Source organism: Roseovarius dicentrarchi, from assembly GCF_003316635.1.
In the GTDB taxonomy this organism is placed as follows: Bacteria; Pseudomonadota; Alphaproteobacteria; order Rhodobacterales; family Rhodobacteraceae; genus Roseovarius; species Roseovarius dicentrarchi.
The window spans coordinates 262,818-279,552 of sequence record NZ_QNQP01000001.1; the positions used below are offsets into that span (position 1 = coordinate 262,818).

General features: G+C 61.1%; 18 protein-coding genes. 8 read left to right on the forward strand and 10 right to left on the reverse strand.

The genetic code is table 11. The features are described from left to right. The first annotated feature begins 4 nt into the window (after positions 1–4). Positions 5–1,309: an NAD-dependent dihydropyrimidine dehydrogenase subunit PreA gene (gene preA, locus DQ230_RS01245; protein ID WP_113910666.1), complete on the forward strand. Its 1,305-nt coding sequence runs from the start codon at positions 5–7 to the stop codon at positions 1,307–1,309. A 48-nt stretch (positions 1,310–1,357) separates the two neighbouring features. Here the strand turns inward: preA and DQ230_RS01250 are convergent, their stop codons facing one another. Beyond that, positions 1,358–1,588, reverse strand: coding sequence for an N-(5'-phosphoribosyl)anthranilate isomerase (locus tag DQ230_RS01250; protein ID WP_113910667.1), 231 nt, complete (start codon positions 1,586–1,588; stop codon positions 1,358–1,360). A gap of 363 nt (positions 1,589–1,951) precedes the next feature. After that, complete coding sequence (locus DQ230_RS01255) at positions 1,952–2,584, reverse strand: TetR family transcriptional regulator C-terminal domain-containing protein (protein WP_113910668.1); 633 nt, start codon at positions 2,582–2,584, stop codon at positions 1,952–1,954. Positions 2,585–2,743: 159 nt separating this feature from the next. On the opposite strand from DQ230_RS01255, the gene DQ230_RS01260 reads away from it, so the two are divergent. The 7 genes from DQ230_RS01260 (at position 2,744) to DQ230_RS01290 (ending at position 9,467) form a co-directional block, all read left to right on the forward strand. Next, positions 2,744–3,994 (forward strand): Zn-dependent hydrolase, encoded by a 1,251-nt coding sequence (locus DQ230_RS01260; protein ID WP_113910669.1) that lies wholly within the window; start codon positions 2,744–2,746, stop codon positions 3,992–3,994. Positions 3,995–4,072: 78 nt separating this feature from the next. Further along, positions 4,073–5,536, forward strand: a complete 1,464-nt coding sequence (gene hydA / locus DQ230_RS01265; protein WP_113910670.1) for a dihydropyrimidinase — start codon at positions 4,073–4,075, stop codon at positions 5,534–5,536. A gap of 189 nt (positions 5,537–5,725) precedes the next feature. Further along, entirely contained in the window at positions 5,726–6,505 is a 780-nt protein-coding gene (locus DQ230_RS01270) for an ABC transporter ATP-binding protein (protein ID WP_113910671.1), read from the forward strand. Further along, entirely contained in the window at positions 6,498–6,707 is a 210-nt protein-coding gene (locus DQ230_RS01275; RefSeq protein ID WP_113910672.1) for a hypothetical protein, read from the forward strand. The genes DQ230_RS01270 and DQ230_RS01275 overlap by 8 nt, the downstream gene beginning before the upstream one ends. Continuing rightward, a complete protein-coding gene (locus tag DQ230_RS01280; RefSeq protein ID WP_420820880.1) occupies positions 6,707–7,579 on the forward strand; it encodes an ABC transporter permease in 873 nt (290 codons plus the stop codon). The genes DQ230_RS01275 and DQ230_RS01280 overlap by 1 nt, the downstream gene beginning before the upstream one ends. Then, positions 7,579–8,424, forward strand: a complete 846-nt coding sequence (locus tag DQ230_RS01285) for an ABC transporter permease (protein ID WP_113910674.1) — start codon at positions 7,579–7,581, stop codon at positions 8,422–8,424. The genes DQ230_RS01280 and DQ230_RS01285 overlap by 1 nt, the downstream gene beginning before the upstream one ends. Before the next feature lie 41 nt (positions 8,425–8,465). Next, entirely contained in the window at positions 8,466–9,467 is a 1,002-nt protein-coding gene (locus tag DQ230_RS01290) for an ABC transporter substrate-binding protein (RefSeq protein WP_113910675.1), read from the forward strand. Positions 9,468–9,543: 76 nt separating this feature from the next. Here the strand turns inward: DQ230_RS01290 and aroA are convergent, their stop codons facing one another. From aroA to DQ230_RS01330, 8 genes are all read right to left on the reverse strand, one after another. Continuing rightward, positions 9,544–10,893: a 3-phosphoshikimate 1-carboxyvinyltransferase gene (gene aroA, locus DQ230_RS01295; RefSeq protein WP_113910676.1), complete on the reverse strand. Its 1,350-nt coding sequence runs from the start codon at positions 10,891–10,893 to the stop codon at positions 9,544–9,546. A 73-nt stretch (positions 10,894–10,966) separates the two neighbouring features. Continuing rightward, positions 10,967–11,812: a lysophospholipid acyltransferase family protein gene (locus tag DQ230_RS01300; RefSeq protein ID WP_338050491.1), complete on the reverse strand. Its 846-nt coding sequence runs from the start codon at positions 11,810–11,812 to the stop codon at positions 10,967–10,969. Positions 11,813–11,930: 118 nt separating this feature from the next. Beyond that, entirely contained in the window at positions 11,931–12,209 is a 279-nt protein-coding gene (locus DQ230_RS01305; protein WP_113910677.1) for an HPr family phosphocarrier protein, read from the reverse strand. Positions 12,210–12,213: 4 nt separating this feature from the next. Further along, a complete protein-coding gene (locus DQ230_RS01310) occupies positions 12,214–12,609 on the reverse strand; it encodes a PTS sugar transporter subunit IIA (protein ID WP_113910678.1) in 396 nt (131 codons plus the stop codon). Between the two features lie 31 nt (positions 12,610–12,640). Continuing rightward, positions 12,641–13,561 (reverse strand): RNase adapter RapZ, encoded by a 921-nt coding sequence (gene rapZ / locus DQ230_RS01315; protein WP_113910679.1) that lies wholly within the window; start codon positions 13,559–13,561, stop codon positions 12,641–12,643. A gap of 11 nt (positions 13,562–13,572) precedes the next feature. Continuing rightward, complete coding sequence (locus DQ230_RS01320; RefSeq protein ID WP_238987382.1) at positions 13,573–14,004, reverse strand: HPr kinase/phosphorylase; 432 nt, start codon at positions 14,002–14,004, stop codon at positions 13,573–13,575. A gap of 4 nt (positions 14,005–14,008) precedes the next feature. Further along, positions 14,009–15,718 (reverse strand): sensor histidine kinase, encoded by a 1,710-nt coding sequence (locus tag DQ230_RS01325; protein WP_113910681.1) that lies wholly within the window; start codon positions 15,716–15,718, stop codon positions 14,009–14,011. Between the two features lie 2 nt (positions 15,719–15,720). Then, positions 15,721–16,425: a response regulator transcription factor gene (locus DQ230_RS01330; protein ID WP_113910682.1), complete on the reverse strand. Its 705-nt coding sequence runs from the start codon at positions 16,423–16,425 to the stop codon at positions 15,721–15,723. Positions 16,426–16,735 lie beyond the last annotated feature (310 nt).

The following is a 16,735-nucleotide window of genomic DNA, read 5'->3' on the forward strand; positions in this document are numbered from 1 at the left end:
TAAGATGGCTGACCTCACGAGCGACTTCATCGGAATCAAATCGCCGAACCCCTTCTGGCTGGCCTCCGCGCCGCCGACGGACAAGGAATACAACGTGCGCCGCGCCTTCGATGCAGGCTGGGGCGGCGTGGTCTGGAAGACACTGGGCGAGGCTGGCCCGCCCGTCGTCAACGTCAACGGACCGCGCTATGGCGCGATCTACGGCGCGGACCGGCGGCTTTTGGGCCTGAACAACATCGAGCTGATTACCGACCGCCCTTTGGAGGTGAACCTTGAGGAAATGAAGCGCGTCAAGCGGGACTACCCTGACCGCGCCCTGATCGCGTCCCTGATGGTGCCCGTAAACGAGGACGCTTGGCGCGAGATCCTGCGCCGCGTCGAGGATACCGGATGTGACGGGGTCGAACTGAACTTCGGCTGTCCCCACGGCATGAGCGAGCGCGGCATGGGCAGCGCGGTGGGCCAGGTGCCGGAATATGTCGGGCAGGTTGCGCATTGGTGCAAGAAACACTCGGATTTGCCGGTGATCGTCAAGCTGACGCCGAATATCACCGATGTCCGCAAACCCGCACAGGCCGCGATGGAAGGGGGCGCCGATGCGGTCAGTCTGATCAATACCATCAACTCGATCACCTCGGTTGATCTGGACCTTTTTGCGCCGCAGCCGACGATCGACGGCAAAGGTGCCCATGGCGGCTATTGCGGGCCTGCGGTGAAACCGATTGCGCTGAACATGGTTGCGGAAATCGCCCGCGATCCGGCCACGCGACACTTGCCGATCAGCGGCATCGGCGGCATCACCACCTGGCGCGACGCTGCCGAATTCATGGCGCTGGGCGCAGGAAATGTGCAGGTTTGCACGGCGGCCATGACCTACGGGTTCAAAATCGTCGAAGAGATGATTTCAGGTCTTAGCCAGTGGATGGACGAAAAAGATCTGACATCCACATCGCAAATTGTGGGCCGTGCTGTGCCAAACACCGTCAACTGGCAGGATCTGAACCTGAACTATGTCGCCAAGGCGGTCATAAATCAGGACGATTGCATCAAGTGCGGCCGCTGCTTTGCTGCCTGCGAGGACACGTCGCATCAGGCTATTTCGATGTCCGAAGACCGCGTATTCGAAGTGATCGACGCTGAATGCGTTGCGTGCAACCTGTGCGTCAATGTGTGTCCGGTCGAAAACTGCATCACGATGGAGCAGATGGCACCCGGCACAACAGACCCCCGCACTGGCAAAGTTGTCGAGGCAGACTATGCCAACTGGACGACACACCCCAACAACCCAGGCGTCTGCGCCGCCGAATGAGTCAGATTTTTCGCGAAAAATCTCACTGGAGAAAATTCGCGAATTTTCTTAAAATATCACTTCGATCGGGCCGTTGTGGCACACAACAATGAACTGATCGGCGGTGCGTATCAGGTGAAATCCACGCTTGCGCACCGCCTGAACGAAGGTTTCGCGCCCCACTTCGCGGTCTACCCACGCCTGAGACCGGCGTACGACGCCGCCGCAACGCGCGGCTTTGGCCGCAAACATCTGATCAAGCCAATACTCCGGTTCTGTGATTCTGCTAAGGTTCTGCATGGCAAACATCTTGCAAGAACAAGATGAACCCAAGATTAACGGCGCCGATAATGATCGGTGCGATCTTCGATGACGCGCGCACCATCCCCGCCCAGATCATCGGCGTCCAATATTTGCCCTGACACGGCCGTCACGCGCGGAACTGGCCCACTGCCCAAGGCAGCGGCAACACGCACTGCGCGCATCAGTTGATCCGTGCGCAACCGCGCAGCGGCAGGATCAGCCGCAGCAGAATTTTCATAGATAAATCCTTGACGATATAACCCCGACATTTCGCTCCCCCACGGAGCCCTCACCCACCCCCACCATAAAACCCGCAGCTGCGGGCACCAAATTCAATCTGGCATCAAGATTAACGCAATTCTAATCCGAATCGGCGCGTAACAGGCGGGTATAGAGCGTCATCAGAAACGCTTCGGCGCCGTCTGTCGCATCGCGCCCCGCCATCAGGACGCCGACTTGCGCCTCGAAATCGGCGTAATGCTGCGTGGTGGCCCAGATGGAAAATATCAAATGTTGCGGGTCCGTGGGTGCGATGCGGCCCGCGTCGATCCAACGCTGGATCGTTCTTGCGGCGTCGTCCACCAGCGGCTTCAGATCACCATCCAGATGCGGGGCGATTCGAGGGGCGCCCTGAAGGATCTCATTGGCGAAAAGCCGGCTTTCACGCGGGTATTTCTGACTCATCTTCAACTTGCGCCGAATGTAGGTCAGGATCTCCTCCAATGGCTCGCCCTCAGGGTTCAGACGGCGGAGCGGAGCCAGCCAGCGATCCATGAGCTGATTCAGCAACGTCACATGAATCTCTTCTTTGCCATTGAAATAATACAGAATATTCGGCTTACTCAGCCCGGCCTGCTCGGCAATCTGGTCCAATGTGGCGCCGCGATATCCATGCTGGGAAAACACATCAAGCGCCGCCTCGATAATCCGCGCGCGATTGCGTTTCTGGATACGGCTGCGCCTTGCGGTCCCATCATCGCCTGCGTCGCCCATTACGCCCCTCCCCTGTTTCCGGCCGCACATGTCCGCGCAAACCGGCACATGTGCAAAACTCGCTCAACACTATTCTTGACAGGCGCGGGAGCGTGCGCAATCGTTAAGTTGACCATTTGGTAAAAGACGATCCAGCGACCACGCAAGGAAGGCACAGACATGGCTGCACCCGCACAAAACCTCAAGATCAACGGCCAGCGCCTGTGGGACAGCCTGATGGACATGGCCAAGATCGGCCCCGGCATCGCCGGTGGCAACGACCGCCAGACACTGACGGACGAGGATGCCGAAGGCCGCGCGCTGTTCCAATCCTGGTGCGAGGGTGCGGGCATGACCATGGGCCTTGACACCATGGGCAACATGTTCTTTCGCCGCGAAGGCACGGACCCCGACGCGCTGCCGGTCTATGTCGGCAGCCATCTGGACACGCAGCCCACGGGCGGCAAATATGATGGTGTGCTGGGCGTTCTGGCCGGGCTGGAACTGGTGCGCACCCTGAACGATCTGGACATCAAGACCAGGCACCCCATCGTCGTCACCAACTGGACGAACGAGGAAGGCACCCGCTTTGCGCCCGCCATGCTGGCCTCCGGCGTCTTTGCCGGCGTGCATGACGAGGAATGGGCAAATGAGCGCGTGGATGTGGATGGAAAAACATTCGGCGATGAGCTGAAACGCATTGGCTGGAAAGGCGACGAGCCGGTTGGCGAACGTAAGATGCATGCCTTTTTCGAACTGCACATCGAACAGGGCCCGATCCTGGAGGCCGAAGGCAAGGATATCGGCGTCGTCACCCACGGTCAGGGACTGGAGTGGACCGAGGTGACGATCACCGGACGCGACGCGCATACCGGCTCCACCCCGATGCCGATGCGCCGCAATGCCGGGCTGGGCATGGCGCGGGTGATGGAGAAGGTCGATCAGATCGCCCTTGCCCATGCGCCAAACGCCGTCGGCGCAATCGGTGCGCTAGAGGTGTTTCCCAATTCGCGCAACGTCATCCCCGGCAAGGCCGTCTTCACCGTCGATTTCCGCTCGCCCGATATCGATACGCTGACCGAAATGGTCGCCCAGATGAAGGATGCCGCGCAAAAGATTTGCGATGAAATGGAATTGCAGGTGACGTTCGAGAAGGTCGGCGGTTTTGACCCTGTCGAATTCGACGCCGGTTGCGTAAGCGCCATCCGCTCCGCTGCCGAGCGTCTGGGCTATTCGCACAAGGATCTGATCTCGGGCGCGGGCCACGATGCCTGCTGGATCAATCAGGTCGCGCCCACGGCAATGGTGATGTGCCCCTGCGTGGACGGTCTGTCGCATAACGAAGCCGAGGAAATCACACTGGACTGGGCGCGCGCGGGCGCCGACGTGCTGTTGCACGCGGTTGTTGAAACGGCGGGTGTTGCCGACTGAACCACACACACGATCATATCCTGCGGGATAGCCAAAGCGGCGCAAAAAGACGCCGCGCGAAGCTCAGGGAGAATTACAATGACCACCAAAGTCATCAAGGGCGGCACTGTCTGCACCGCCGATCGCACGTGGAAGGCCGACGTCCTGATCGAGGGCGAGACGATCAAGCAGATCGGCGAGGATCTGAAGGGCGACGAATATATCGACGCCTCGGGCGCCTATGTCATCCCGGGCGGGATTGACCCGCACACCCATCTGGAAATGCCCTTCATGGGCACAACCGCCGCAGAGACGTTCGAGACCGGCACATGGGCCGCAGCTTGCGGCGGCACCACGATGCTGGTCGATTTCTGCCTGCCCGGCGCCGATGGCAGCATCAAGAACGCGATCAATGAATGGCACCGCAAATCCGCGCCGCAGATCTGTAGCGACATCGGCTATCACATGGCGATCACCGGCTGGAACGAGAGCGTTTTCAACGAGATGAAAGACGCCGTCGATATGGGCGTCAATTCCTTCAAGCATTTCATGGCCTACAAGGGCGCGCTGATGATCGAGGACGACGAAATGTTCGCGTCCTTCAAGCGCTGTGCCGAGTTGGGCGCGCTGCCGATGGTGCATGCCGAAAACGGCGACCTGGTTGCGGAAATGCAGCAGAAATATTTCGATCAGGGCATCACAGGCCCCGAGGGCCACGCCTATTCCCGTCCCCCCGAATTCGAGGGCGAGGCCGCGAACCGCGCCATCTGCATCGCCGATGCGGCGGGCGTGCCGCTTTATATCGTGCATGTCAGCTGCGAGCAGGCGCATGAGGCGATCCGCCGTGCCCGCCAGAAGGGCATGCGCGTCTATGGCGAACCGCTCGTGCAGTTCCTGACGCTGGACGAATCCGAGTATTTCAACACCGACTGGGATCATGCCGCCCGCCGCGTCATGTCACCGCCTTTCCGCAACAAGGAACACCAAAATTCGCTTTGGGCCGGTCTGCAATCGGGATCGTTGCAAGTGGTCGCCACCGATCACGCCGCCTTCTCGACCGAGCAGAAGCGCGCCGGACGCGACGATTTCCGCATCATTCCCAATGGCTCCAACGGGCTGGAGGAGCGTCTTCCGGTCTTGTGGACCACCGGCGTTGAAACCGGGCGCCTGACACCGAACGAATTTGTCGCTGTCACATCCACCAACGTGGCCAAGATCCTGAATATCTACCCGAAAAAGGGCGCCATTGTCGAAGGTGCCGATGCCGATATCGTGGTCTGGGATCCCAAGATCACGAAGACGATCAGCCCCGCCAATCACCACTCGATCCTCGATTACAACGTGTTTGAGGGATTTGAAGTGACCGCCAACAGTCGTTTCACCCTGTCGCGCGGCGAGGTCATCTGGGCCTGGGGCCAAAACTCACAACCACAACCCGGCCGTGGCCGCTTCGTGCCACGCCCCGCTTTCCCGTCAGCCCACACCGCGCTTGGCAAGTGGAAAGCGCTGAATTCTCCCAAGATGATCCAGCGTGATCCACTGAACATTCCGGCGGGAATTTGATGGCTGCTGCATTTTGTGCGGGCGCGCTGTGCTTCACGTTCCGGGCAGCCTGTGCGGCGCTTGCGTCTGCCGTCTGGCAATCCTTGGCAACGCGATCTGTTGCGTCAAAGGCCGACACCCCCGGCGCGCTGATGGGTGCATCAGACTTTGCCGCTGTCGATGGCGTCTTTGCGCGCTGGAGGGTTGCAAATGTCTGAACCTGTCATAAGCGCCAACAACCTCAGCCTGACATTCGAGACAAATGACGGCCCGGTTCACGCCCTCAAAGACGTGAATCTGGACGTTCACAAAGGTGATTTCGTCAGCTTCATCGGCCCCTCCGGCTGCGGCAAGACAACCTTTCTGCGCGTCATGGCCGACCTTGAACAGCAGACCGCCGGCACGATTACCGTGAACGGCGTCACTCCGGAAGAGGCCCGGCGACAGCGTGCGTATGGCTACGTTTTTCAGGCCGCCGGCCTTTATCCGTGGCGCACGATCGGCGGCAACATACGGCTGCCGCTGGAGATCATGGGCTATTCCCGCGCCGAGCAGGAGCAGCGCACCGCGGATGTGCTGGACCTTGTCGAACTGGCAGGTTTTGAGAAAAAATACCCATGGCAGCTGTCGGGCGGTATGCAACAACGCGCGTCCATCGCCCGCGCCCTTGCCTTCGACGCTGATATCCTGCTGATGGACGAGCCGTTCGGCGCGCTGGATGAAATCGTGCGCGACCACCTGAACGAACAGCTTTTGCAGTTATGGGACCGCACCGGCAAAACGATTTGCTTCGTCACCCACTCCATCCCCGAAGCCGTCTATCTGTCGACCCGCATCGTCGTCATGTCCCCCCGTCCCGGCCGCATTGCCGACATCATAGAAAGCCCCCTTCCCCGGCACCGCCCGCTGGATATCCGCGACAGTCCCGAATTCATCGAAATTTCCCATCGCGTCCGCGACGGGCTGCGTGCAGGGCACGGCGATGACTGATCGCGGCATCCCGCAGCCTGCCCTGGCCGGTCATGGTGGCAGCCGCACTTTCACCTTTCAGGGTCATCGGCTCTCCAGCCTGTATTGCAGGTCCATAGGAACACCGATTGCTTTCATCTTCCTTAAATTACTCAGGGAAATTGAGTGCGGCAGCGCAGTTGAAGTGAGTATTTTCACCAAGATGAAAGTCAGGGGGGTCTGATGCGCAACGTTCTGCCGATCCTGACGATCATTTTGATGATTCTTGCAGTTTGGTATGCAGCCGCAATCATGCTGAATGCCCCTTGGGCGCATGACAAAGCAAAACGTGCGGGCGTTGAGTTGAGCCAGCTTGATCTGGTTGCCGATACTTGGAGCCAGCAAAAACCCAAGTTGCCGGTGCCCCATCAGGTTGCTGCGGAAATCTGGGACACCACCGGCGCGATGGTGCTGAAGGGCCGCGGATTTTCCAAGCGCTCGCTGATCTATCACAGCTGGGTCACATTCAGCGCGACGATCCTGGGCTTTGCGCTTGGCACCGCTCTGGGCATCGCCTTGGCCGTTGGTATTGTTTTCAACAGGACGATGGACCTAAGCGTCATGCCGTGGGTCATTGCCAGTCAGACGGTGCCGATCATTGCGATTGCGCCGATGATCATCGTCGTCCTGAATGCCGTCGGTATTTCTGGACTGCTCCCCAAGGCAATGATTTCAATGTATCTTTCTTTCTTTCCTGTGGTCGTCGGAATGGTCAAGGGGCTGCGCAGCCCTGACGCCATGCAGCTGGACCAGATGCGCACGTGGAACGCCAGCCCTGCCCAAACCTTCTGGCGACTGCGGCTGCCCTCTTCGATGCCGTATCTTTTCGCCTCGCTGAAAGTCGGCATCGCTGCCAGCCTTGTCGGCGCGATTGTGGGCGAGCTTCCGACCGGCGCGGTGGCCGGCCTTGGCGCGCGCCTTCTGGCGGGTAGCTATTATGGCCAGACCGTTCAGATCTGGAGCGCCCTTCTGACCGCCGCCGCGCTGGCCGCGCTGATGGTCGGCGTGATCGCTCTGGTTCAGCGTGTCACGCTCAAACGGATGGGGCTGGTGTGATGGGGTGGCTTGTCGCAGCAATTATTGTCTGGTTTCTTGGCCGGCAGATCAACGCCCGTCTGGCGCGGCGCCCGGCCAGCCGGGCCACCGGGCTGGCTGGGCCTGTCATATTCGGCGTGACGGTTATCGTGATCTGGGAATGTCTTGTGCATGGGCTGGAAATCTCGCCCATCCTCTTGCCGCCGCCCAGCCAGATCGCAGTGACCTTCGCCGGATCTCTGCCAACGCTGTGGCGCGATTTTGTGCAGACCGTGATCAAGGGGGCATTGACCGGATACATCATCGGATGCGGCGCGGCATTCTTGCTGGCTGTGGCGATCGACAGGTTTCCGTTCCTGCAACGCGGCTTGTTGCCGGTGGCCAGCTTCATGGCGGCCCTGCCGATCATCGGCCTTGCCCCGATCCTGGTGATGTGGTTCGGCTTTGACTGGCAATCCAAGGCGGCAGTCGTGGTGGTGATGGTGTTTTTCCCCATGCTGGTAAACACCGTTGAGGGATTGAACGATACCGGCCCGATGCAGCGTGACCTGATGCGCACCTATGCGGCTGGCTATTGGAAGACGCTGCTGAAACTGCGCCTGCCTGCGGCCATGCCGTTCATCTTTAATGGCCTCAAGATCGCGACAACGCTGGCGCTGATCGGAGCTATCGTCGCCGAATTCTTCGGCTCACCGACCAAGGGCATGGGGTTTCGCATTTCCATCTCGGTCGGGCAGTTGGCGATGGATCTGGTCTGGGCCGAAATTGTCGTGGCGGCAATCGCTGGGTCGGCGTTTTACGGGGGCATCGCGCTGCTGGAAAAGGCGCTGACATTCTGGCACCCTTCGCAGCGGAGCCGGGCGTGAACACGTGTGAAACGGCCACCAAATAACAGGGAGAGAGAACAATGAAAAATAAATCAAAGCTTGCAGCACTTGGCCTCGGGGCGCTGGCACTCAGCGCGGCAGGGGCGGCGACTGCGGCCGATGACGTAACGCTGCAACTGAAATGGGTCACGCAGGCGCAGTTCGCCGGCTATTACGTGGCGCAGGATCAGGGATTCTACGGCGAGGAGGATCTGAACGTCACGATCAAGCCGGGCGGCCCGGACATTGCCCCGGCGCAGGTCATCGCCGGTGGTGGCGCCGATGTGGTCGTGGACTGGATGCCGTCCGCCATGGCCAGCCGCGAAAAGGGGCTGGATCTGGTGAACATCGCGCAGCCCTTCAAATCGTCGGGCATGATGCTGACCTGTCGCAAGGACACGGGCGTCAACAGCCCCGAGGATTTCCCCGGCAAGACATTGGGCGTCTGGTTCAGCGGCAATGAATATCCATTCCTCAGCTGGATGAGCAAGCTCGGGCTTGCCACCGACGGATCGGATGGCGGCGTCACCGTTCTGAAGCAAGGGTTCAACGTCGATCCGCTGCTTCAGGGCCAGGCTGCCTGCATCTCGACGATGACTTACAACGAATACGGTCAGGTTCTGGATGCGGGGCTGACGCCCGAAGAGCTCGTTGTTTTCAAGTACGAGGATCAAGGCGTCGCCACGTTGGAGGATGGTCTATATGTGCGGGGTGACAATCTGGACGATCCCGAATTCGTCGATAAAATGGCGCGCTTTGTCCGTGCGTCGATGAAGGGCTGGAAGTGGGCCGAAGAAAACCCGGAAGAGGCCGCTCTGATCGTTCTGGACAACGACGCCAGCGGCGCCCAGACCGAAGCGCATCAGGTTTTCATGATGAAAGAGGTCGCCAAACTGACCGCCGGAAGCAATGGGACGCTGGACCCGGCAGATTTCGAGCGCACGATTGAATCGCTCCTGTCCGGCGGATCAGATCCCGTCATCACCGAACATCCCGGCGATGATGCCTGGACCCACGCAGTGTCCGACAAGGCACTGAACTAGATACAAAAAGGGGCGCGCCGAGATCCGGCGCGCCCTGCTTTCATCTTCCTCGAAATACTCAAATACGGCGCCGGCTTCAAACGCTGCGGCTGATTTGAGCGCCCAGCTTGGCCATCAGCGGCTCGAATATCGGGAATGATGTTGCAATCGGTCCGCCATCATCCACGCTCACTGCCGCATTTGCTGCCATTCCCAAAATCAGGAACGACATCGCAATCCGGTGATCCAAATGGCTGGCGCAGGTCGCGCCGCCGGGAACATTGCCATGGCCGCGGCCGTGTACAATCCACCAGTCCGGTCCGTCTTCCACGTTGATACCGTTGGCACGCAGGCCGGTTGCCATCGCCTCGATCCGGTCGGATTCCTTCACGCGCAGCTCGGACACGCCGCGCATAACAGTCGCACCTTCGGCAAAGGCGGCGACGACCGACAGGACCGGGTATTCGTCGATCATCGACGCGGCACGCGCCGGATCCACCTCGATCCCCTTCATGTCCGGTGAGAACCGCGCGCGCAGATCGGCCACAGGCTCGCCCCCTTCGCTGCGCTCGTTTTCATAGGTCAGGTCGGCGCCCATCTCGCGCAGCGTGGTGAACAGCCCGGCGCGCGTCGGATTCAGGCCGATATTGGGCACCAACACGTCCGAGCCGGGCACGATCAGCGCCGCACAGACCGGAAACGCGGCCGAGCTGGGATCGCGCGGCACGTCGATTGTCTGCGGACGCAGCTCGGGCTGGCCGGTCAGGGTGATGACGCGGCCTTCTTCGGTCTCGTTGGTTGTGATCTGGGCGCCAAACCCGGCCAGCATCCGCTCGGTATGATCGCGGGTTGCCTCGCGCTCGATCACCACGGTTTCGCCCGGTGCGTTCAGCCCGGCCAGCAGCACCGCCGATTTCACCTGCGCCGAGGGCATGGGCACCGTGTAGCGTACCGGCACCGGGTCGGCTGCGCCCACGATGGTCATCGGCAGGCGCCCGCCCGCGCGGCCCACGGTCTGCGCCCCGAACAGCGCCAGCGGATCGGTCACGCGCGCCATCGGGCGTTTGTTCAGCGATGCATCGCCTGTAAAGGTGACCGCGATCGGCGAGGTCGCCATCGCCCCCATGATCAGCCGCACGCCGGTGCCGGAATTGCCGCAGTCGATCACATTCTCAGGCTCGGCAAAGCCGCCAACCCCAACGCCATGCACCGACCACGCGCCGCCGCCCAGATCCGTCACCTCGGCGCCAAAGGACCGCATGGCGCGGGCAGTATCCAGCACATCCTCGCCCTCCAGAAGGCCGGTGATCCGCGTCTCGCCCACCGCCATTGCGCCCAGAATAAGCGCGCGGTGCGAAATTGACTTGTCCCCCGGCACATCCGCCGTGCCGGTCAGGGGGCCGCATTTGGCCGAACTCATGGGGATGGGGGTGCCGTGGCCAGACATACATGCGCCTTCGTATTAGGGTGTTCGCCTGATCTGATAGCGCAACCAGCGCACGGCGTCCATCGCCGCCGCATTACTGCGTTCGCTCGCCGCCCAGCGACAGGGTGTGCGCGCGCAGCCACGTCATGAAGCCGCGCGGATCACTGGCCAGCATTTGCATTCGCGCATCAGAAACAGGCGCGCCGACGACCGGCTTTTGCGGGCGGTTGCAGCTATGCACCACCTCGTGCAGCAACAGCCCCTGACGCAGTGTGGGCGACACGCGATTGGCGATCTGATACCATCGGCTGTTGGCGCCGGGGAAATAGATCGGGACCACCTTGGCACCCGACCGGCGGATCATCTGCGCGGTGAACACGTTCCACTCCCGCTCAATCGCCGGGCCGAACATCGTGTCCGACGACGCGACAACCCCGGAGGGGAAGACACTGATCAGCCCGCCCTCCTTCAGATGCGCCATGGCATTGGCGCGCATTTCCACTGATTTGCGTTGCGCGTCCGGCTCGTGCGGGAATGGCACCGGGATCATGTAGCTGGCCGCCACCTCGTCAATGCCGGTCAGCAGGGCGCGGGTCAGAATCTTGTAATCCGTGCGGCGCCGCCCGATCAGATCGGCAAGGATCATCCCGTCAACCAACCCATGGGGATGGTTTGCCACCGCCACCACAGGCCCGTCGCGGGGGATGTTGTCCAGCTCCGCCTCAGGCGTCAGAAGGTCGATGCCCATCGTATCCAGCGACGCGCGCCAAAACGGCTGCCCGGTCGGGGCGCCGCGCCGCTCGAATTCGCGGATCATGCGGATGATCGAGACCTTGCCGGTCAACCATTCGATTCCGCGAATGATCGACGCCGTCAGCGGTGCATCGAAAGAATTTGAATAGGTCAGACTGCGGCGATCATATTTGGGGAACGTCATCATGCGGGTATCCGCATCATCCGCATGACTGCCCGCCCCAGCGGATGCCTGATCGCCCTGATCGCGTTGCTCATTCACCAAGTGGGACCGTTCCATTCCGTCCTGAACGCGGCGCGCCGCGCTACATATCCTCGCCGAACCGGGCCGCGACAAGGGCAGCAATGGCATCGGCCAGCGCCTGTGCATCGGGGCCCCGGGTTTCGACGTCAATAGTGGTTCCCATCGCGGCTGCCAACATCAAAAGCCCCATAATGCTGTCACCGCTGGCCGATTGGCCGTCATGGGACACTTCGGCAGTCGCATCGAACCCTTCCACCACCTCGACCAGTTTGGCCGAGGCGCGCGCGTGCAAACCCTTGACGTTCACGATCTGCAATTTGCGTGTCACTACTGCGGACATAGGCTCAATCTTCCACTGAAATATTTTGGCTGTCAGTATATTTGCGCGCCGCGTATATCGCATCGCGCACGGCGTCGGGCAATGGTTTGTCGCGGCTTTTGGCCAGCTTGATCAGCATGGGCAGGTTCGCGCCATACAGCATGCGCCGGTCACCGGTCCGGCAGGCCGGCAGCGACAGGTTGGACGGCGAGCCGCCGAACATGTCCGTCACCACCGCAACGCCGGCGCCGCTGTCCACATCGCGGGCCGCTTGGGTGATTTCCTCGGACTTGGCGGCACGGTCGTCATTGGTATCGACCGAAATGGCGCGCACACCATTCTGGGGGCCGACCACATGCTCGACCGCTGCGAGGTATTCCCGCGCCAGGCCCCCGTGGGCAACAATGACGATTCCAATCAACGCCCTTGCATCCTTTTATAGGTAATGCGCGTTATGACGCGTCCGCAATGGTCGCGTGCCGCTCAAGTTCACGGTGCCTAGTTGACACCTGCCAGCCACCATCTGCAAGGGTACGCGCCAAAGTTTCCGCAACTGCGACAGATCTGTGCTGCCCACCCGTGCAGCCCAGCGCAATCGACAGATAGGATTTCCCTTCGGCCTCATATCCGGGCAGTAAATGGTCCAACATACCGGTGAGTTGTGCAAAAAACGTCGCAAAACGCGGATCGGCCATCACAAACTCTGCTACCTGCGGCGCACGCCCATCGAGGGGCCGCAGCGGCTCCTGCCAATATGGGTTTTGCAAAAAGCGACAATCCAGCACCATATCGGCCCCCCGCGGCAATCCGCGCTTGTAGGAAAACGAATGGATCGACACCGCCAGACGGCCGCCGCCACGCGGCACCAACAATCGCTCCAGCTCCGCACGCAGATCGTGCGGGCTTAATTCCGAGGTGTCGATCAGCACATCGGCGCGCGCCCTGACCGGGCGCAACAGGGCCAATTCGCGCGCGACCCCGATCTGCGCGCTTTCCGTCGGGGCAAGCGGGTGGCGGCGGCGCGTCTCGGAAAACCGCCGCAACAACACGTCGGAACGGCAATCGAGATACAACAGCTGCACCTGCCCGGCCTTCGACGCGCCCAGCGTTGCAACCGCATCAATCAGCGCCTGAGGCGAAAAATCGCGGTTGCGCGTATCAACTCCCAGCGCCAAAGGCCGCTCCAGCGGCTGCCCGTCGCCCGGCGGCGCGCTCAGCAGCCGTGGCAGCAAACCCAGCGGCAAGTTGTCAATCGCCTCATACCCCATATCCTCAAGCGCCCGGATCGCGGTACTGCGTCCTGCACCGGACGGGCCGGTAATCAGCATCACCGGCGCGCCCTGCCCCTGCTTCAACTGTATTCCGTCAGTCATTCCCGCATCTTTCACGCAAATCGTCCATGTAACAAATACAGATAGATCGCAGCCGGAAAATGGGCTGCGGCGCTTGCGCGCACCAAGGGCACGCTGACGCCCAGATATGCCTCCTGCTCGGGCTCTGGCAGGCGCGCGGGCCTGGGGGCATCCATGTCAATCACCAGGGCAACCGGATGCGGCCCCGCCGCGGGCGCGTTCAGAATACCGACCCCACGCGCCTCGATCCGGCCCCGGATTGCAGCGGGGGCATCCACCAGCAACCGATCGGCTTCACGCCACAACAACGTCCTGTCGTCAGACACAAGCGCGCAACCCAGCCCAATCAACTGAAGCGCCAGCCCGGATTTCCCGCGTCCCGAAGCCCCCCGTATCAGCGCCGCATGTCCGCCAATCGCAACGGCCGTTGCATGCAGCGTCACCACGCCATTCGTGTCGGTCACAACATCAGACCGGAAGGCCGACGACAAACCGCGCTCCCAGCGGGTCGGACGTGATATCTGCATCCGTGGGGCGAATATTCTCGGCCCAGATGACGCCGCCATGCGCTTCGACGATCTGCTTTGAAATCGCAAGGCCGAGGCCCGAATTGTTGCCGAAATCAGTCGCAGAGCGTTCCGAATAGAAGCGTTGGAAGATCTTGGTCAGGGCCTGCTCGGGAATGCCCGGCCCCGTATCCTCGACCACCACCAACACACGATTGTCCCGCCGCCGCGCCCAGATGCGGATCGCATCGCCGGACTCGCAAAAACTGGTGGCGTTCGAGATGAGGTTGACGAAAACCTGTGCCAGTCGCGCCTCAAGCCCGTTGATGTAGATCGGGTTTTCCGGAAAATCGACAATGAAATCGATGCCTTCCTTCGCCGCCTGTTCGCCCAGATACGAACCCAGATTCCCCAGCATCTTCAGCAGATCGAACGATTCTTCTTCTTCCTTGACCAATTCGCTGTCCAGACGCGACGCATTGGAAATGTCGCTGACCAGCCGGTCCAGCCGCCGCACGTCATGTTCAATCACATCAAGCAGCTTCTCACGCTGGTCATCGCGCTTGGCCACGCGCATGGTGCCTACCGCGCTGCGCAAACTGGCCAGCGGGTTTTTGATCTCGTGCGCGACATCTGCGGCAAACTGTTCGTTTCCGTCTATCCGGTTGTAAAGCGCGGCCACCATGCCGCGCAGCGCACCCGAAAGGCGGCCGATTTCGTCAGGGCGCGCGGTCAGATCGGGGATGCGGATCCGCCCTGCGCCCTGTTTTCCGCGGTTGCGCGCGCCGCCAATCTCCGCCGCTGCGGCAAGATCCGCCAGCGGGTGCGCAATGGTCGAGGCCAGGATCAGGCTCAGACCTATGGAGACCAGTGTTGCGATGATAAACATCTGAAGCACGCGCTCACGCTCGGACATGACCAGACTGTCAATCTCGCCTGTGGCGCTGATCATCGCGACGACGCCGACCGGGGTATCCCCCTGCAGGATCGGGGTGGCCACCGCAAAGACCGCGCCGCCGGTAACATCGCCCGACACCACTTGGGTTTCGCCGCTGGCCAACGCCGCCGCGACCTGATTCCGGGCCATGTCCTCGATACTTGGTGCGGGGTCGCCGGTTGATGCAAACGGGGTGGCCAGCCAGCTCCAAAAGCGCGAAAGCGCGTCCGTGATAAAGGTCGGCTGGCTTCTTGAAGTCCCCGCCGGCCGCGTGGCCTGCCCGGTCACCCGGCCTGCGACATTGCCTGCGGTGTCGAAAACAAACACCTCGGCCCCGTCCTGAACATCAATTCCGGACAATGTGCCGGGCACATCAATGCCATCATTGGTGATCAGGTTGACCGGCGAGCGGCCGGGCATCTGAACTTCAAACACGTTGGCGACCAGCTCGGCCTCACCCACCAGACCGCTGGCGCGCTGGACTGCCAGACCGTCGCGCGACGAGTTGAGGTAAAGGATGCCGGCAACAAGGATGTTCAGCGCAATCAGATTGAATATGATGATCTTGCGCGTCAGAGGCGACTCGCGCAGCGAGAACAGCCCCCGCCGCGCGCGGCGCGCGCGTACCTCGTCCTCGACCACGCTGTCGGGCGCGACAAAATCGTCGCCCAGGACCACATCGCCGTCACGCCCCGGTGCACCATCGCGCACATTCATCCCCTCGGCCAGTGCCATATCTATTCTTCGTTATATCTGTAGCCGATGCCATACAGCGTCTCAATCGCCGAGAATTCAGGATCAACCTGGCGCAGCTTCTTGCGCAGCCGCTTGATGTGGCTGTCGATGGTCCGGTCATCCACATAGACCTGATCATCATAGGCCACGTCCATCAGCTGATCCCGGCTTTTGACAAAACCGGGGCGCTGCGCCAGCACCTGAAGCAGCAGAAATTCCGTCACCGTCAGCGACACGTCGCGCCCCTTCCAGGACACGGCATGGCGCAGCGGGTCCATCCGCAGCGCGCCGCGCTCGATCACCTTGCCCTCTTCGGCATCGGCAGGGGTCACGACCCCTTCCAGCGCGTCCTGGCGGCGCAGCAGGGCGCGGATACGCTCGACCAGAAGGCGCTGTGAAAACGGCTTCTTGACATAGTCATCTGCCCCCATCCGCAGCCCCAGAACCTCGTCAATCTCATCGTCCTTGGACGTGAGAAAGATCACCGGCATCTGGGATTTCTGGCGCAGACGTTGCAGCAGATCCATGCCGTCCATGCGCGGCATCTTGATATCCAGAACCGCCATATCCGGCAGTTTCTTGGCAAACGCATCAAGCGCCTGCTGGCCGTCATTATACGTATCAACCTCAAAGCCCTCTGCCTCGAGTGTCATGGACACGGATGTCAGAATATTCCTGTCATCGTCCACCAGGGCGATTTTGGACATGTCGTTATTCCTTGTACTGCTCAGATTGCCTGATTTTTCCCTTAATATGTCCCTGTTTCGCTCAACCGATCAATCCCAATTCGCGAATCGCCCTGCCCCGCCGCCCCATTTGGCGCCGATTTCCATAACCAATGGCTAATATGACTCACTTTTTTTCGCCCGGCGCGGCAATCCGGCAAGGTTTTGCCGGTTGCCCCGGACCCGCCCACGGTGATTGCGCTAACTCTTCTTTGGTTGCGCTAACCGGTGCAAAGCGATCTGTTCATTCCACAAATCGGCATGTTATGACCCGGACGAGCCAAGGGGAGGC

Excerpts from the sequence above, each read along its gene's own strand:
- preA (WP_113910666.1), top strand. The coding sequence starts at position 5 with ATGGCTGACCTCACGAGCGACTTCATCGGAATCAAATCGCCGAACCCC.
- DQ230_RS01250 (WP_113910667.1), bottom strand. The coding sequence starts at position 1,588 with ATGCAGAACCTTAGCAGAATCACAGAACCGGAGTATTGGCTTGATCAG.
- DQ230_RS01255 (WP_113910668.1), bottom strand. The coding sequence starts at position 2,584 with ATGGGCGACGCAGGCGATGATGGGACCGCAAGGCGCAGCCGTATCCAG.
- DQ230_RS01260 (WP_113910669.1), top strand. The coding sequence starts at position 2,744 with ATGGCTGCACCCGCACAAAACCTCAAGATCAACGGCCAGCGCCTGTGG.
- hydA (WP_113910670.1), top strand. The coding sequence starts at position 4,073 with ATGACCACCAAAGTCATCAAGGGCGGCACTGTCTGCACCGCCGATCGC.
- DQ230_RS01270 (WP_113910671.1), top strand. The coding sequence starts at position 5,726 with ATGTCTGAACCTGTCATAAGCGCCAACAACCTCAGCCTGACATTCGAG.
- DQ230_RS01275 (WP_113910672.1), top strand. The coding sequence starts at position 6,498 with ATGACTGATCGCGGCATCCCGCAGCCTGCCCTGGCCGGTCATGGTGGC.
- DQ230_RS01280 (WP_420820880.1), top strand. The coding sequence starts at position 6,707 with ATGCGCAACGTTCTGCCGATCCTGACGATCATTTTGATGATTCTTGCA.
- DQ230_RS01285 (WP_113910674.1), top strand. The coding sequence starts at position 7,579 with ATGGGGTGGCTTGTCGCAGCAATTATTGTCTGGTTTCTTGGCCGGCAG.
- DQ230_RS01290 (WP_113910675.1), top strand. The coding sequence starts at position 8,466 with ATGAAAAATAAATCAAAGCTTGCAGCACTTGGCCTCGGGGCGCTGGCA.
- aroA (WP_113910676.1), bottom strand. The coding sequence starts at position 10,893 with ATGTCTGGCCACGGCACCCCCATCCCCATGAGTTCGGCCAAATGCGGC.
- DQ230_RS01300 (WP_338050491.1), bottom strand. The coding sequence starts at position 11,812 with ATGATGACGTTCCCCAAATATGATCGCCGCAGTCTGACCTATTCAAAT.
- DQ230_RS01305 (WP_113910677.1), bottom strand. The coding sequence starts at position 12,209 with ATGTCCGCAGTAGTGACACGCAAATTGCAGATCGTGAACGTCAAGGGT.
- rapZ (WP_113910679.1), bottom strand. The coding sequence starts at position 13,561 with ATGACTGACGGAATACAGTTGAAGCAGGGGCAGGGCGCGCCGGTGATG.
- DQ230_RS01325 (WP_113910681.1), bottom strand. The coding sequence starts at position 15,718 with ATGGCACTGGCCGAGGGGATGAATGTGCGCGATGGTGCACCGGGGCGT.
- DQ230_RS01330 (WP_113910682.1), bottom strand. The coding sequence starts at position 16,425 with ATGTCCAAAATCGCCCTGGTGGACGATGACAGGAATATTCTGACATCC.